Origin of the sequence: Kaistia dalseonensis (assembly GCF_030814715.1) — a bacterium.
GTDB classification, from domain to species: domain Bacteria; phylum Pseudomonadota; class Alphaproteobacteria; order Rhizobiales; family Kaistiaceae; genus Kaistia; species Kaistia dalseonensis.
The window spans coordinates 301403-317820 of sequence record NZ_JAUSVO010000002.1 but is presented as its reverse complement, the minus strand read 5'-3'; the positions used below and the strand labels follow the sequence as shown (position 1 = coordinate 317820).

Annotated in this window: 11 protein-coding genes; 7 read left to right on the top strand and 4 right to left on the bottom strand. The window is 64.7% G+C overall.

Going from position 1 to position 16418, the window contains the following annotated elements; all coding sequences use genetic code 11:
- Positions 1-82 precede the first annotated feature (82 nt).
- The gene (locus QO014_RS07590; protein WP_266348074.1) at positions 83-2443 is read right to left on the bottom strand and encodes a DUF3772 domain-containing protein; all 2361 of its coding nucleotides are present in this window, start codon (positions 2441-2443) and stop codon (positions 83-85) included.
- Positions 2444-2617: 174 nt separating this feature from the next.
- Here QO014_RS07590 and QO014_RS07585 point away from each other — a divergent pair, with 174 nt between their 5' ends.
- From QO014_RS07585 to QO014_RS07555, 7 genes are all read left to right on the top strand, one after another.
- Positions 2618-3286: an exopolysaccharide biosynthesis protein gene (locus QO014_RS07585; RefSeq protein WP_266348073.1), complete on the top strand. Its 669-nt coding sequence runs from the start codon at positions 2618-2620 to the stop codon at positions 3284-3286.
- Positions 3287-3531: 245 nt separating this feature from the next.
- The gene (locus QO014_RS07580) at positions 3532-4584 is read left to right on the top strand and encodes a LacI family DNA-binding transcriptional regulator (RefSeq protein ID WP_266348072.1); all 1053 of its coding nucleotides are present in this window, start codon (positions 3532-3534) and stop codon (positions 4582-4584) included.
- A gap of 63 nt (positions 4585-4647) precedes the next feature.
- Positions 4648-5895: an ABC transporter substrate-binding protein gene (locus QO014_RS07575; protein WP_266348071.1), complete on the top strand. Its 1248-nt coding sequence runs from the start codon at positions 4648-4650 to the stop codon at positions 5893-5895.
- Positions 5896-5966: 71 nt separating this feature from the next.
- Positions 5967-6899 (top strand): carbohydrate ABC transporter permease, encoded by a 933-nt coding sequence (locus tag QO014_RS07570; RefSeq protein WP_266348070.1) that lies wholly within the window; start codon positions 5967-5969, stop codon positions 6897-6899.
- On the top strand, positions 6899-7762 hold the full coding sequence (locus tag QO014_RS07565; protein WP_266348608.1) for a carbohydrate ABC transporter permease: 864 nt from the start codon (positions 6899-6901) through the stop codon (positions 7760-7762). The genes QO014_RS07570 and QO014_RS07565 overlap by 1 nt, the downstream gene beginning before the upstream one ends.
- A 41-nt stretch (positions 7763-7803) precedes the next feature.
- Entirely contained in the window at positions 7804-9744 is a 1941-nt protein-coding gene (locus QO014_RS07560; protein WP_266348069.1) for a glycoside hydrolase family 127 protein, read from the top strand.
- 195 nt (positions 9745-9939) lie between these two features.
- Complete coding sequence (locus tag QO014_RS07555; RefSeq protein ID WP_266348068.1) at positions 9940-10230, top strand: hypothetical protein; 291 nt, start codon at positions 9940-9942, stop codon at positions 10228-10230.
- A 51-nt stretch (positions 10231-10281) separates the two neighbouring features.
- Here the strand turns inward: QO014_RS07555 and QO014_RS07550 are convergent, their stop codons facing one another.
- From QO014_RS07550 to pyc, 3 genes are all read right to left on the bottom strand, one after another.
- Positions 10282-11808, bottom strand: a complete 1527-nt coding sequence (locus tag QO014_RS07550; protein WP_370877111.1) for a sensor domain-containing diguanylate cyclase — start codon at positions 11806-11808, stop codon at positions 10282-10284.
- 186 nt (positions 11809-11994) lie between these two features.
- Entirely contained in the window at positions 11995-12744 is a 750-nt protein-coding gene (locus tag QO014_RS07545) for an SDR family oxidoreductase (RefSeq protein WP_266348067.1), read from the bottom strand.
- A gap of 124 nt (positions 12745-12868) precedes the next feature.
- Positions 12869-16306 carry a pyruvate carboxylase gene (gene pyc, locus QO014_RS07540; RefSeq protein WP_266348066.1) on the bottom strand — a complete coding sequence of 1146 codons (3438 nt, stop codon included), beginning with the start codon at positions 16304-16306 and terminating at the stop codon, positions 12869-12871.
- Positions 16307-16418 lie beyond the last annotated feature (112 nt).

The following is a 16418-nucleotide window of genomic DNA, read 5'->3' as shown; positions in this document are numbered from 1 at the left end:
ACGGCTTCTGGAGAGCCGTCAGTGTTGGCCGAATTGCGGCAATCGCGCAATGACCCCGCTTTTCACAGGCTGGCAGGCTCGATCAGGGCAGGTCGACCCCCTGATCGCGCAGCCGGTTGAACACGTCGAAGCGCAGATCGGATCGCGTGGTCGCGCCATTGGTTATGTCGGCGAGATAGCAGCGCAGCTCGAAATCGAGTGAGACATTGTTGAACGCCATGAACAGCACCACAGGCTCCGGATAGTTGAGCACCAGCGGATGCGCCTTGGCGGCCGCGAGCAGGATCGACCGGACCTGCTCCGCATCGGCCTTCTTGGAGACCATCACCGGCACGACGATACGGCCCGAGCGGTCGCGCAGCACCATGTTCTTCACGACGCCGGAAATCAGGCTCGAATTCGGCACGATGACGGTGGCGCGGTCGACGGTCTCGATCTCGGTGGCGCGGACATTGATGCGCTTGACCGTGCCTTCCTCGGCGCCAACGGCGATCCAGTCCCCGGCGCGGATCGGCCGCTCGGCGAGCAGGATCAGGCCCGAGACGAAATTGTTCACGATCGATTGCAGGCCGAGGCCGATACCGACCGACAGCGCACCTGCGACGATCGCGATGCTGGAGAGGTCGAGCCCGGCATAACCGAAGGCGATTGCCGCGGCCGCTATCCAGCCGACATGGCCGACGCTGGTGCGGATCGAGTTGCGCAGGCCCGAATCGAGCCGCGTCGTCGGTAGGAAGCGCGTATCGAGCCAGTTCTGGATCGCGCGGGTGATGATGAGGCCGACGATGAACACGGCGATGGCCGTGACGATCGTCGAGATCGATATGGTGATCGCGCCGATCTTGAAGCCGAAGAACAGGACGCGCATGCTCTCCAGCAGGCTCGCGGAGTCAACCCCCCAGGGCGCTGCGACGGCGAGCACGGCGAGAACCACGAGCCCGACCTGCACCAGGCCGTTGACGATGACGCCGACCTGCGTCACCGAGCGCGGGGCGAAGCCGATCGACGAGACCAGGCGGCTGCCGACGAGTCCGTCGCGCTTGAACGCCGCCGCGGTCACCTCGTCGGCGAGCTTCAACAGTAGGATCAGGAGCGCCGCGATGATCGTGATCCAGGTGATCTGGGTGACGATGAAGCGGCACAGCGCCACATAGCCGAGAAGGGCGACGACCACGGCGGTCGTCGCCAGTATGCCGGCCATGATGAGGGCGAAGCGCAGCAGGCCGTTCTCGTCGTTCGGCGGATCGTCCTTGTCCTCCTCGTCGATCGGCAGGCGCCGGTTCAGCGTTCGCACGCTCAGGATGATCAGGATGGCCGTGATACCCGACAGCACGCCATCGGCGGCGACGATCAGGGGCAGGGCGGTGAAGGTGATCCGCGTGAAGGCATCGAGAAAGACGACGAGCGCCTGGATCGCCGCGATGGCGACCGTCAGCCGGAAGACACGCCGTGCCACGTTGTCGTCGAGCGCGACCAGCCGGAAGTCGGAGCCTGCCGGCGTGAGCAGCGCGCGGGCGAGGCCGAAGCCGAGCGAGAAGAACACGACCGCCGAGGTGAAGCCGTACCAGAGCTGGTCGATCCTGTCGGGCGAGAGATCGAGCGCGTTGAGGATCGCGTGACCGCTCGCCAGGACCAGGAGCGGAACGATCGTATTGATGGCGATGATCGTCGTGGCCGTGACGATGCGCGGCCGGCTCGCCTTGGGCTTCAGGGCGGCCCGACGTCCAAGCCGGCGGAGCAGCAGGGCGCGGCCGGGCAGCGTCACGGCCACCATGACCGCGAGCAGGCCCACCACCATCGCGATCGCCGAGCGGTCGCTGCGATTGGCGAGCAGCTTGATCCAGTCGCCGAAGAGAATGCCGGTCCGCTCGATCAGTACCGGCACTTCGGCGGCGGCATCCTGCCAGAGCGAAGGATCGAGCAGGCTGCTGTTGCGCTGCAGCAGCCGCGCGGTGAACAGCGCGCGGCGGCGGTCATTGATCTGCGTCGAGGTATAGAGGCCGTGCGCCGCGACGGCCTGGGCCTGCTGCTGGCTGCCCGCAAGGTCGGCATAGACCTTTTGTGCCGCGTCGCGATCGGCCTTGATCGCATCCGAGACGCTGGCGTCGGCCCCTTCCATCGGCGCCAATTGCTTGACCTGGGCGGCCGCCGCCGCGACCTGTCCGGTCAGGCTGTTGGCAAACGCATTGGCGCTGTCGATGACCTCGGAGACCTGGTCGCGCAGCCGGCGGAGATCGGCTTCCGCGATGCCCTCTGCGCGCAGGGCCGTATCGATGCGCTCGAGCGTGGCGTTCCAGCCATTGATCGTGACCTGCGCCTCATCGGTCGCCGCGCTCTGGGCGGAAGCGCCCGCGCAGAAGGCAAGCACGATGAGGCTCGCAAGCGCGAAGACGATCGATCGCAAGCTTTGGGGCGCGAAACGGCGCGCGATATCGCCAACCAAGCTTATCTCCCGGCAGAAATCGTTGAGGCGTGGGTAGAAGAAGGATGAAACGTGTCGATAATACGAAGGCCCACCTTCATGCGGCGGTCAAGGAAACCGCGCCATGAAGGTGGCGGATGCGGCGAACAGACCTATATGCGCTTCGCCCTGCCGTAGCCAATGAGGATCGCTCGATTGACGTCGGATCTGCCCGCTGGCGCCGCCGCACACATCTTCATCCCGCCGCGCTCGGCCTCGGTGATCCTGTCGAGCCTCGACAGCGTGCTGACGGAGGATCGCGTTTCGCTGGGCGAAATGGTCGATGCGCTCGGCGAATCGGGGCTGGGCATCACGATCCTCATGCTGGCGCTGCCCTCGTTCATCCCGATGCCTGGCCTGCCCACAGGCGTGGTGTTCGGCACGGCGCTGGCGATCCTGTCGCTTCAGGTGATGCTCGGCGCCGATCGGCTGATCCTGCCGCAGAGGCTCCGGCGCTTCAGCCTGCCGCGCGGGCCGGTGGTCAAGGGTGGCGCCTGGATCGCGCCCTGGTTCCGACGGGTTGAATGGCTGCTGCGGCCGCGCTGGCCGATTCTGACGGGGCGGGTCGCGCAATTCATCCTGGCGCTGCCGATCTTCGTCCATGCCGTGATGATCCTGCTGCCGATCCCGCTCGGCAATCAGTTGCCGGCGCTCGCCGTGATCGCCTTCGCCTTCGGCCTCATCGAGCGCGACGGCGTGGCCGTGCTCGCCGGCACGGTGCTGACCGTGATCGCCATCGCATGGAACAGTGCCATCGTCTTCTTCGGGGCGGAACTGAGCCTCTTCTTCTATCGCTGGGCGACGGCGTTCTGGCAGGCGCTCTGACCGCCCGAGGCCAGTTGCAAGCCTCAGAGCCGGTGTGTCGCGACGGGCGGAGGCTTGCGCAAATCTTCGCCACGGCCGCTTGCGCCGATCGAAAACTCCGTATAGCTTTTCAATGAGAAAAGGTTTTCTCATCTGGTTCCTGGCGGTCGGTCCTTTCCTCCGCCATTTTTAAGTGCCGGATGAGAAAAGCTTTTCTCAGAGCAAGGCGAGCGGAAATGAATTCGCCGGCTCACAGGGAGAGCGCCATGACCGACATCACGGACAGCGAGATCAGGATCGCCCGCAGGCGACCCGTGACGCTGCGCGATGTCGCGCTCGAGGCCGGCGTCAGCGTCGCGACCGCGTCCAAGGCGCTCAACGACCAGGGCCGCATGACGGCCGAGACGCGCACGCGGATCCAGGAGACGGCGCGCCGGCTCGGCTTCCGGCCGAACAGCCTGGCGCAGAGCCTGTTGCGCCAGCGCAGCTTCACGGTCGGTCTGCTCACCAACGACACTTACGGCCGCTTCTCGCTGCCGGTCATGGCCGGCATTTCCGATGCGCTGGTCGATAATGGCGTCTCGGTATTCCTCTGCAATGTCGAGGACGATTCGCGCCTCGGCCAGCTGCATGTCGACGCCATGCTCGACAAGCGCGTCGACGGCATCATCGCGACCGGCAAGCGTGTCGACCGTCACCTTCCCGTCGATCTCGCCCAGCTCGGCATTCCCGTCATCTATGCCTTTACCCAGCCCGATCCGGGCTCGATCGCCTTCGTCTCGGATGACGAGCAGGGCGCGCAACTGGCGGTCGAGCATCTGGTCGGCCTCGGCCGCAGGCGGATCGTTCATGTCACGGGGCCCGACACGTTCACCGTCGTGCACCAGCGCGCGGCCGCCTATCAGGCCGTGCTGCGCGCGGCGGGCCTGCCGCTCTACGACGTGCTGATGGGGCGGTGGTCGGAGGCCTGGGGCCATGAGGCGGTCGCCCGGCTCTTCGGCGGCGATGGACCGGCCCCGGACGCTGTCTTCTGCGGCAATGACCAGATCGCGCGCGGCGTGATCGATGCGCTGCGCGAGCGCGGCATCCGCGTGCCGGAAGATGTCGGCGTGATCGGCTTCGACAATTGGGAGATCGTGGCCAGCGCCTCGCGCCCGCCGCTCACCACCGTCGACATGAACCTTGTCGCGCTCGGCCGCGAGGCCGGGCTGACCCTGCTTTCCCTGGTCGACGGCAAGCCCGTCGAGCCGGGTATCCGGAAACTGCCGTGCCGTCTCGTGGTGCGCCAGTCTTGCGGCCATCCACCACCGGACGGCTGAACGAAACCGTCGTGCACCGCGGGAGGAGCTGCGGTGATGCGATGTCTCAAGGGAGGAATGGAAATGAAAAGACTGACACGCCTGATGGCCGCCACGGCGGCCCTGATGTCGATGACGGCGCTGGCTGCCGCGGCCGAGACGGCCACGATCTGGGCCCGCTCGGATTCGTCGACCTTCATGCCGAAGATCGTCGAGGCCTTCAACAAGAGCCATGAAAACCAGATCAAGCTCGACATCATCCCGACGGGCGAACTGGTGCAGAAATACGCGACCTCGGCTGCTGGCGGCACGGCGCCGGACGGGCTTTCGCTCGACCTGATCTACACGCCGGCCTTCGCGGCGGCCGGCCAGCTCGAGGACATCACCGACTGGGCCAAGTCCTTGCCCTATTACAAGGATCTGTCGCCGGCCCATGTGAAGACCGGCACCTATAAGGACAAGATCTACGGCTTGCCCTATTCGGCCGACAGCTCGGTCCTGATCTGGAACAAGAAGCTGTTCAAGCAGGCCGGCCTCGATCCGGAAAAGGGACCGACCAACTGGGCCGAGATCGAAGCCGATGCCGAGAAGGTCAATGCGCTCGGCGGCGACATCAAGGGCTTCTACTTCTCCGGCGCGTGCCCCGGCTGCAACATCTTCACCTTCGCGCCGCTGGTCTGGGCGTCGGGCGGCAGCATTCTCTCCGATGACGGCAGCAAGGCGACGCTGAACGATCCGAAGCTGCGCGAGGCGATCGACTTCTATCGCGACATGGTCAAGAAGGGCCTCGTGCCCGAGGGCGCGCAGACCGACACCGGCGCCAACTTCTTCGCGGCGTTCGCCGGCGGCAATATCGGCATCGCCCCGTCGGGTGCCTTCGCCATCGGCGCGCTCAACACGCAGTACAAGGACATCGACTACGGCGTCACCTTCCTGCCGGGCAAGGATGGCGGCTGGTCCTCCTTTGCCGGCGGCGACAATTTCGTCGTCACCAAGGGCACGCCGAAGCTCAAGGTCCTGCAGGAATTCCTCGACTTCTCCTATTCGCTGGAGGGGCAGACCCTGCTCGCGAGCCTCGGCAGCCTGCCGGTGCGTGGTGATATCGCCAAGGAAGCGCTGAAGGATCTCGATCCGCGCTACCAGATCGCGGCCGAAGCCATGGCCAACGGCCATACGCCCTATTCGGTGGTGTTCAACGACATCATCAATTCGGCCAATGGTCCCTGGGCGCAGCTGATCAGCGAGGTCTTCTACGGCGACGACGTCGACGGCTCGATCAAGAATGCCCAGGACACGATGCAGGGCATCATCGACGCGGGCACCGGCCAGTAGGCCATCCCGCAACAGCGAGGGCGCGCGGACGCGCCCTCGCATGTCCGCTCCTCCGCGTTGAAGGAAACGCCATGTCCTCGATCTCGGCCAAGGCAGGCACCGTCCCCGTGCGACGGACAGTGCGCTCGTCCAAGGTGGACCGCAGCCACTGGATCGGACTGCTCTATATCGCGCCGGCGATCGCGCTGGTGACGGTGTTCTTCGTCATCCCGCTCGGCATGACGGCCTGGATGTCGCTGCACAATTGGCCGCTGATGGGCGGGCACCGCTTCATCGGCCTCGACAATTACGTCGCGATCACCAAGGACGTCCGCTTCTGGAACGCCCTCAAATTCACGCTCTACTATACGGTGATCGTGACGATCGCGATCTTCGCCGTCGCCTTCCCGCTGGCGCTCTTCGTCGAGAAGCCGCGGCCGATGGCAGGTGTCTATCGCACGGCCTTCTTCATGCCCGTGGTGGTCGGCTTCGCGTCGGCGAGCCTGCTCTGGGCGTGGCTGCTCAATGTGGATTCGGGCCTCTTCAGCCCCGCGGCGCAGATGCTCGGCCTGACCGAGAAGAAGTTCAACCTGCTCGCGACGTTCAATCCCGCCTTCTGGTCGATCATCGTCATGGTGGTCTGGAAGGTCGCCGGCTTCACCATGGTGATCCTGATGACCGGGCTCCAGTCGATCCCGACCGAGCTGCAGGAAGCCGCCAAGATCGACGGCGCCAATGCCTGGCAGCGCTTCCGCGCGATCACGCTGCCACTGATGCGCAGGACGGTCGCGCTGGCGCTGATCCTGTCCGTCGCCGGATCGATCCTCGCCTTCGACCAGTTCTACATCCTGCTGCGTGGCGGGCCGCGCAACTCGACGATCACGGCGGTCTACTGGATCTTCAACCAGTCCTTCGTGTCGTTCAAGCTCGGCTATGGCGCGGCACTGTCGATGGTCCTCCTCGTCATCCTCGTGGTGCTGAGCCTCGTCCAGCTCCGCCTTCTGCGCAATCCGGAGGGCACATGATGGCCGCTGCGAACCGTATCCGCGACAACCGAACGCTCGGAGGCCTCGTCGCCGAGCACAGTGTCGGCCTGTTCCTGTCGGTGATCTTCATCGCGCCGATCGTCTGGGCGATCCTGTCGACCTTCAAGCCGCCGTCGGAGGCCCGCCAGCCGCCGATTCCGCCATGGCCGACGACGGGCTTCTCGATCCAGAACTACCTGACGCTCGACAGTTTCGGTGCCGGCCTCTGGCATTCCGCGCAGAACAGCATCTTCGTCGCCGTCTCCAGCGTGGTCCTCACCGCGGTCATCAGCCTGCTCGCTGGCTACGGGTTCTCGCGCTTCCGCTTCCCGTTCAAGAACTTCTTCTTCATCATCATCCTGTCGACGATCATGATCCCCTTCCAGTCGATCCTGACGCCGATCTTCCTGATCCTGTCGTGGCTCGGCCTGCAGAACACGCTCACCGGCCTCGTGCTGGTCTATGTGACGCTGCAACTGCCCTTCTCGATCTTCATGATGCGGAACGCCTTCGACGCCGTGCCGAAGGAGATCGAGGAAGCGGCCCGGATCGACGGCGCCAGAAGCGTCGCGCTGCTGACCAAGATCATGCTGCCGCTGGTCTGGCCCGGTGTCGTCACGGTCGCGCTCTTCGCGTTCCTGAACACCTGGAACGAGTTCCTAGCGGCCCTCGTGCTGATGACCGACCAGTCCAAGTTCACGCTGCCGATCATGATGACGGCGGTCCAGTCCGGCCGCTTCGGCGCCATCGACTGGGGCGCCGTCCAGGCGGGCGTCACCGTCATGATGATCCCGTGCCTGATCCTCTTCCTGCTGCTCCAGCGCTTCTACATTCGCGGCCTGACGGCCGGGGCCGTGAAGTAGCGCTCGCCCCCCTAACAAAATCAAACGCCAAGGAGACCTCCATGAGTGCCCAACCCTCGCCCGCTCCGGTGGAAGCGCCGCGCGCCCGCTTTCGCCCGCCCTCCGTACCGCAGGTCGATGTCCGCGGTTTCTGGGGCGCGCGCGTCGACGCGGTCGCCGACCGGACGGCCGATATTCTCTACGAGCGCTGCGTCGAGGCCGGTATGCTCGACCAGATCGATCCGGACCGGCCAGTGCCGGAACTGCGCATCCCGTTCCACCCGGGCGGCAAGGTGACGATGCAGATGTTCTGGGACTCCGATCTCGGCAAGACGATCGAGACGGCGGCCTATTCGCTCTATCGCAAGCCCAATCCGGAGCTTGAGAAGAAGATCGACGCCGTCATCGACATGTTCGAGAAGCTGCAGCAGCCCGACGGCTATCTGTCGAGCTGGTACCAGCGCATGGAACCCGGCAAGCGCTGGACCAACCTGCGCGATTGCCACGAGCTCTACTGCGCCGGCCACATGATCGAGGGCGCCGTCGCCTATTATCAGGCGACCGGCAAGCGCAAGTTCCTCGATGTGATGAGCCGCTATGCAGACCATATCGCGACCGTGCTCGGTCCCAATCCAGGCCAGAAGCACGGCTATTGCGGCCATGAGGAGCTCGAACTCGCGCTGGTGAAGCTCGCGCGCGCCACCGGCAATCACAAATACATGGATTTCGCCAAATATCTGATCGACCAGCGCGGCCAGCAGCCGCATTATTTCGACGAGGAGTCGCTGGCGCGCGGTGAAAACCCGAGCGAATTCCACTTCAAGAACTATGAATACAACCAGTCGCACCTGCCGGTCCGCGAGCAGGACAAGGTCGTGGGGCATGCCGTTCGCGCCATGTATCTCTATTCCGGCATGGCCGACGTCGCGACCGAATATGGCGATGAAAGCCTGCGGGTCGCCCTCGACAGGCTCTGGGACGACCTGCATTCGAAGCGCCTCTATGTGACCGGCGGCCTTGGCCCGTCGGCCGACAATGAGGGCTTCACCGCCGATTACGACCTGCCGAACGAGACGGCCTATGCGGAGACCTGCGCGGCGGTCGGGCTCGCCTTCTGGGCCAACCGCATGCTCGGCATGGGCCCGAACACGCGCTACGCCGATGCCATGGAACTCGCGCTCTATAATGGCTCGATCTCCGGCATCTCGCTCGACGGCTCGCTGTTCTTCTACGAAAACCCGCTCGAGAGCCGCGGCGCGCATAATCGCTGGAAGTGGCATCGCTGCCCCTGCTGCCCGCCCAATATCGGCCGCATGGTCGCGTCGATCGGCAGTTACATGTACGGCCAGGCCGATGGCGAGGTGGCGGTCCATCTCTATTGCGATTCGACCGCACGGCTCGATATTGGCGGCAGCGAGGTCACGCTGACGCAGGATACGCGCTATCCCTGGGACGGCGCGATCGCGATCAAGGTCGATGTCGAGAAGCCGACCCGCTTCGCGCTCAACCTGCGCATTCCCGCCTGGAGCCGGCGGGCGAGCCTTTCGGTCAACGGCACGCCGATCGACCTTTCCACGGTCACGAGCGATGGCTATGCGAAGATCGACCGCGAGTGGAAGGCCGGCGATACCGTCCAGCTCGATCTCGATCTCGCCGTCGAGCGCTTCTATGCCCATCCGGAGGTGCGTCAGGATACGGGCCGTGTCGCCATCAAGCGCGGACCGTTGCTCTACTGCCTCGAAGGCATCGACAATGGCGTGGCGCTGAACCGCATCCGCGTGCCGCAATCGACCGCGTTCGACGCGAACTTCGAGCCGGGACTGCTCGAAGGCATCGTGACGCTGTCGGCCAGGGCCGAAGCGGACGCGACTTCGGACTGGGACGGCAATCTCTATCGCAACGAGCCGCCGAAGACCGAGACCGTGCCGATCAAGGCGGTTCCCTATTACGCCTGGGATAATCGCGCGCCGGGCGAAATGCTGGTCTGGCTGCGCGGCAACTAGCCTTCCGGCTACGCCCGCGCATGGCCATCAGGCCCGCCGCGATCAGGAATGGTCGCGGCGGGGTCTTCCTGGCGCTTGAGAGGGAGCGGTTCGGGCCGGCGGCGATTGTCCGGCGAGGTCTCTGAGCCCGAGGCCCGCGCTTCCGCTCGCGGAATGCGCTACGGTCGGCTTGAAGATCGAGCCCGGAGTGGTGCCGTGTTGTCGTCCCTGATCCGACTTGCCATCACCTATCTCGCGATCGGCGTGATCATTCTGCTGGTGCAACTCGCCAATACGCCCTGTGCCAGCCCACTGGTGCTCTATGACGGCCAGAGCGCCACGAGCGGGCCGATCGACCTGACGCGGCTCGGCAAGGACCCGAATTATGCAATGAGGCTCGGACGCGACGTCGCCGTATGGCTGCCGCGTCTCATCGATTATGTGGCGCTCGGCGACATCTCGCTGAAGCGCTTCCTCCTGGCGACCGACTGCCGCTCGATCACGTGACAGGTTGCGTTTCCATCACGCGAAACGATGTCCACCGCGCTCGGAAGGGCATCAGGTCGGGCGGGGCGATACCGGCAGGGGCAACCAGGTCGTGCGTTCGCGATCGAGCGCCGGCGTGGCGTAATAGGCGCGCTTCGCCTCGTACATCATCCGGTCGGCGCGTCGCGTGACCTCTTCGAGCGGCTCGTCATGCCGGCTGGTCGCCGCGCCGCAGGACAGGCTGATCGGCATCTTCGAATAATACTGGTTGTTGAGCTCGACGAGCATCTGCACCTTTTCCATGATGGTCTGGGCCTCGGTCTCGTTGACACCCGGCAGGATGACCGCGAACTCGTCGCCGCCGATCCGCGCGGCATGGGCCGGACGCTCCGCCAGCTTGCCCAGCACCTCGCCGACCCGCCGCAGCATCTCGTCGCCGGCGGCATGGCCATGTTGGTCATTGGTCTCCTTGAGCCCGTTCAGGTCGGCAAGGATGACGGTGACCGGCTTCGGGCCATTGCGCTGCAGGCGGTTGATCTCGTCGATATAGAAGGAGCGGTTGTAGAGCTTGGTCAGCGCGTCATGCTTGCCGAGGAATTCCAGATAGGCCTCGGCCGCCTTGCGGGCCGTGATGTCGGTCAGTGCGACCTGGACCAGCGACCAGTCCTTCTCATGGCCGGGCAGCACGGAAAACTGCATCATGAGATAGAGTTCGCGGCCGTCGAGCGTGTAGTTGACGACCTCGCGCTGCTGGAAGAGCTTGCCGGCCCAGAGATCGATCAGCTGCTCGCGGAAGGGCAGCTCCATCTTGTCGCGGAAGACATCGCCGAGCCTTCGCAGCAAGACCTTCTTGTCGGCGGCTCCGAAGAGCTCGAGCGTATGGCGATTGACGTCGACCACCCGGATCTCGCTCATGCAGCGCGTGACGAATTCGGGATGGACGTCGGTGAAGGTGCGGAAATCGAGGATGCCGCGCTGGCGGATGTCGTCGATCAGCTGCTTGACGGCGCTGAAATCCTCGACCCAGAGCGATACGGGCGAATGGTCGAACAGGCCGCGCGCATAGGCCTCGCTCGCCGCCAGCTGTCGCTGCGCCGTCTCGCGCTCGGTGACGCTCTCGGTCGAGACGAGGACGCGGCTCCAGCATTGCTCGTAGCCGGGCAGGATCGCGCCGCGCAACAGGATATCGAGCCGCTTGCCTGAAAGCGTGTAGTTGACCGTATTGCTGGCGAATTCCGTCTCGCCGTCCCAAAGCCGGACGAGTTCGTCGATATGGATCGGCAGCATGTCGTCGCGAAAGACCCGGCCGAGATTTTCGGTCAGGTCCTCGAAATTGTCGGCCTCGAATAGCGACAGCGTCCGGCGGTTGACCTTGACGAGGCGGATCCGGTCCGAGCAGGCCTTGACCCGCGCCAGATCGTCGACAAGGTAGGTCCTGAGCGAAGTGACGCCCGCCGCCGCAAGATGATCGAAATGCGACTTGAGCTCACTATAGTCTTCGAGCCAGAGCGCGACCGGCGCGAGGTCGAACATCTTCTCGTCATCATCGAAAGCCCGATCGAGGGCTATGTTCGCCGTTTCATTGTGTACAATTCGCATGGCCGGCCCATCTCAAACGTTGGTCTGGCAGAATCGGCAAAGCGCCACTTTCGCAGTGCGTGCACTGCATCGCAATGCACCTTCTTTTCACACGATTGGCCAACGAACAACTATGACGCGCCGTGACGGCTATTTCAGGGCGGTCCGCCGCCCCGAAACGGTTCGCTATTGCGGGGGCCGCATGCTTCAGCCGCGCCCGGTGAAGGGCATTTTCGTCGCCATGACCGTCATGTTGAGGACATTCGCGTCGAGCGGCAAGCCGGCCATGTAGAGCACGGCATCGGCGACGTGCTTGACGTCGAAGGTCGGCTCGACCTTGACGGTGAGGTCGGGCTGCAGCACGCCCTTCGACATCTGCGCGGCCATCGGGGTCGCGGTATTGCCGATGTCGATCTGGCCGCAGGCTATGTCGTATTTCCGCCCGTCGAGCGAGGTCGACTTGGTGAGGCCGAGCACGGCGTGCTTGGACGACGTATAGGGCGCAGAATTCGGGCGCGGCGCGGTGGCCGAAATCGAGCCATTATTGATGATGCGGCCGCCACGCGGGTTCTGGTCCTTCATGATCTTGAAGGCCTGCTGCGTGCAGAGGAAGACGCCGGACACATTGGTGTCGATCACGGCCTTCCATTGCTCATAGGTCAGTTCCTCGAGCGGAATGGGCGGCGCGTTGGTGCCGGCATTGTTGAACAGGACGTCGAGCCGCCCGAAGCGCTCCTTGACGGCGGCAAAGAGGGCCGCGACCGATGCCGGATCGGTCATGTCGGAGGTCAGCGCGACCATGTCGCTCCCGGCCTCGCGCACCACCTCGTCGAGCGCCTCCTGGCGGCGCCCCGTGATCACCACCTGATAGCCCGCGCCGGCCAGCGCCAACGCAACCGCCTTGCCGATCCCGGTTCCTCCCCCGGTGACCAGCGCAATCTTTCTCGTATCGGACATGATTGGTTCTTTGATCTGCCTTTGGCCGAACGACGCTCCTCCGCGCCTCTGCCGATATGACATATGAAAACGCCGGGACAAAAGCCCCGGCGTTCGCATTCATCCCGATATTTGTCGCCAGCACCTATTCGAAGACGACGAGCAGGTCCTTGGCGTCGATCTGGCCGCCGGCACTCACCAGCACTTCCGCGATCGTGCCATCGCGATCGGCGTGGATCGCCGTCTCCATCTTCATGGCCTCGATCGAGAGCAGCACGTCGCCGGCCTTGACCGCCTGGCCGGGCTTGACCGCGAGCGTCGAGACGACGCCGGGCATCGGCGCCGGCACGTGGTTGGGATTGCCCTCGTCGGCCTTGCGCTTGACGGCGATCTTGCCGGAATTGGCGCGGTCGGGAACCTTGACGACGCGCGGCTGGCCGTTCAGCTCGAAGAAGACGCGGATCCGCCCGTCATCATCCGCCTCGCCGATCGCCTGGCAGAGGATGACCATGGTCTTGCCCTTTTCGAGCTCGACCAGGATCTCCTCGCCCACCGGCAGACCATAGAAATAGACCGAGGTCGGCAGCGCGCTGGTCGGCCCGTAGGTGTCGAGCGCCTTGGCGAAGTCGGTATAGACCTTGGGATACATGAGGTAGGAGGCGAGCGCGAAATCGTCGAGCGGCTCGCCGGTCTTGGTCACCGCCGCCTTGCGCTCGGCCTCGAGATCGGCGAGCGGGATCAGCGAGCCCGGACGCGCCGTCGACGGCTTCTCGCCCTTCAGCGCCTTCTTCTGGATGCCCTCGGGCCAACCGCCCGGCGGCTGGCCGAGATCGCCACGCATCATCTGCACGACGGAATCCGGGAAGGCGATGTCCTTGGCCGGATTCTCGACATCGGCAACGGTCAGGTTCTGGCTGACCATCATCAGCGCCATGTCGCCCACGACCTTCGAGGACGGCGTCACCTTGACGATGTCGCCGAACATCTTGTTGACGTCGGCATAGGTCTGCGCAACCTCGTGCCAGCGCGTGTCGAGGCCGAGGGAGCGGGCCTGTTCCTTGAGATTGGTGAACTGGCCGCCCGGCATTTCATGCAGGTAGACTTCCGAGGCGCCGGCGCGCAGATCGCTCTCGAAGGCGACATACTGGGCGCGCACGGCTTCCCAGTAGAACGAGATCTTGCGGATCGCCGCCGGATCGAGCCCGGTATCGCGCTCGGTCGACTTCAGCGCCTCGACGATCGAGCCGAGGCAGGGCTGCGACGTCAGGCCCGAAAGCGCATCCATCGCAGCATCGACGGCGTCGACGCCCGCTTCCACGGCGGCCAGCACCGTCGCGGCCGAGATGCCGGATGTGTCGTGCGTATGGAAATGGATCGGCAGGCCGACCTCTTCGCGCAGCGTCGAGACGAGCTTCTTGGCGGCGGCCGGCTTCAGCAGGCCGGCCATGTCCTTCAGGCCGATGATGTGTGCGCCGGCGGCTTCCAGTTCCTTGGCGAGGCCGACATAGTATTTGAGATCGTATTTGGCGCGGTCGGGGTCGAGGATATCGCCCGTGTAGCAGATCGCCGCCTCGAGGACCTTGCCCTCCTCGCGCACGGCGTCCATCGAGACGCGCATGTTCTCGACCCAGTTCAGGCAGTCGAACACGCGGAAGAGGTCGATGCCGCCCTTGGCTGCCTGCTGGACGAAGTACTTCACGACATTGTCGGCGTAATTGGTGTAGCCGACGCCGTTCGCGCCGCGCAGCAGCATCTGCAGCAGGATGTTGGGCGTCTTCTCGCGCACCAGCGCCAGACGCTCCCACGGATCCTCGGTCAGGAAGCGCATCGAGACGTCGAAGGTCGCGCCGCCCCAGCATTCGAGCGAGAGCAGGCTCGGCAGCGCGCGGGCATAGCTGTCGGCAATGCCGACAATGTCATGCGTGCGCATGCGGGTCGCGAGCAGCGACTGATGGGCATCGCGCATCGTCGTGTCGGTGACGAGCACGCGGGTCTCGTCGCGTATCCATTTGGAGAGCGCTTCCGCGCCATGGGTGTCGAGATATTGCTTGGTGCCCGGCGCGGGCTCGGCCGGGAAGTGGGGGATCACCTTGGCGAGCGCATCGGCCTTGGGCCTGACGCGGCCGCGCGTCTCCGGATGGCCGTTGACCGTCACGTCGGCAATATAGGTGATGAGCTTGGTGGCGCGGTCGCGGCGGCGCACCGAGGCGAAGAGCTCCGGCGTCGTGTCGATGAAGCGCGTCGTATAGGAATTGTCGCGGAACTTCGGGTGGTTGATGATGTTCGCGACGAAGGTGAGGTTGGTCGCGACGCCGCGGATACGGAACTCGCGCAGCGCACGGTCCATGCGGGCGATCGCTTCCTGAGGCGTCGGCGCCCAGGCGGTGATCTTCTCCAGCAGCGGATCGTAGAAGCGCGTGATCACGGCGCCCGAATAGGCCGTGCCGCCGTCGAGGCGGATGCCGAAGCCCGAAGCCTCGCGATAGGCGGTGATGCGGCCGTAATCGGGAATGAAGTTCTGCTCGGGATCTTCCGTCGTGATGCGGCACTGCAGGGCATGGCCGTTCAGACGGATATCGGCCTGCTTCGGCACGCCCGAGGCCGGCGTCCCGATCGCCTCGCCCTCGGCGATGGCGATCTGGGCCTTGACGATATCGATGCCGGTCACGACCTCGGTAACGGTGTGCTCGACCTGGATGCGCGGGTTCACCTCGATGAAGTAGAACTTGCCGGTATCGGCATCCATCAGGAACTCGACCGTGCCGGCGCCGTAATAGTCGGCCGCCCTGGCGATCTTCACGCCGTAATCGGTGATTTCCTTGCGCTCGGCCTCGGAGAGGTAGGGCGCGGGGGCGCGCTCCACGACCTTCTGGTGCCGGCGCTGGACCGAGCAGTCACGCTCGAAGAGGTGGACGATGTTGCCGTGCTGGTCGCCGAGGATCTGCACCTCGACATGGCGCGCACGTTCGACGAGCTTTTCGAGATAGATCTCGTCCTTGCCGAAGGCAGCCTTGGCTTCGCGCTTCGCCGTTGTCGCATCTTTGAGCAGCGTCTCTTCGTCGCGGATGACGCGCATGCCGCGTCCACCGCCACCCCAGGACGCTTTCAGCATCAGCGGATAGCCGACACGCAGCGCCTCGGACTTGATGGTCTCGACATCGTCCGGCAGGGGATCGGTGGCCGGCATGACCGGCACGCCCGCGGCGATCGCGAGATTGCGCGCGGCGACCTTGTTGCCGAGCATGCGCATCGTCTCGGGCGAGGGGCCGATGAAGATGATGCCGGCTTCGGCGCAGGCTTCCGCGAATTCCGGGCTTTCCGAAAGCAGGCCGTAGCCGGGATGGATCGCGTCCGCCTTGGCTTCGCGGGCGACGCGGATGATATCGGGAATGTTCAGATAGGCCTCGATCGGGCCCAGACCCTTGCCAACCTGATAGGCCTCGTCGGCCTTGAAGCGATGGAGCGCGAGCTTGTCCTCTTCGGCGAAGATGGCGACGGTCCGTAGACCCAGCTCATTGGCCGCCCGGAACACGCGGATTGCGATTTCCGATCGGTTGGCGACGAGAATTTTCTTGATAGCCACAAGATCCCCCGATGTCTGCCTCGGCGACGCCAGTCAACGTCTGCCCTATTCTTAGCCGGTTTGTGCGCATGCGAAAAGATCGCTCACTTGCGCTGCGCTGCAAGGATGATGG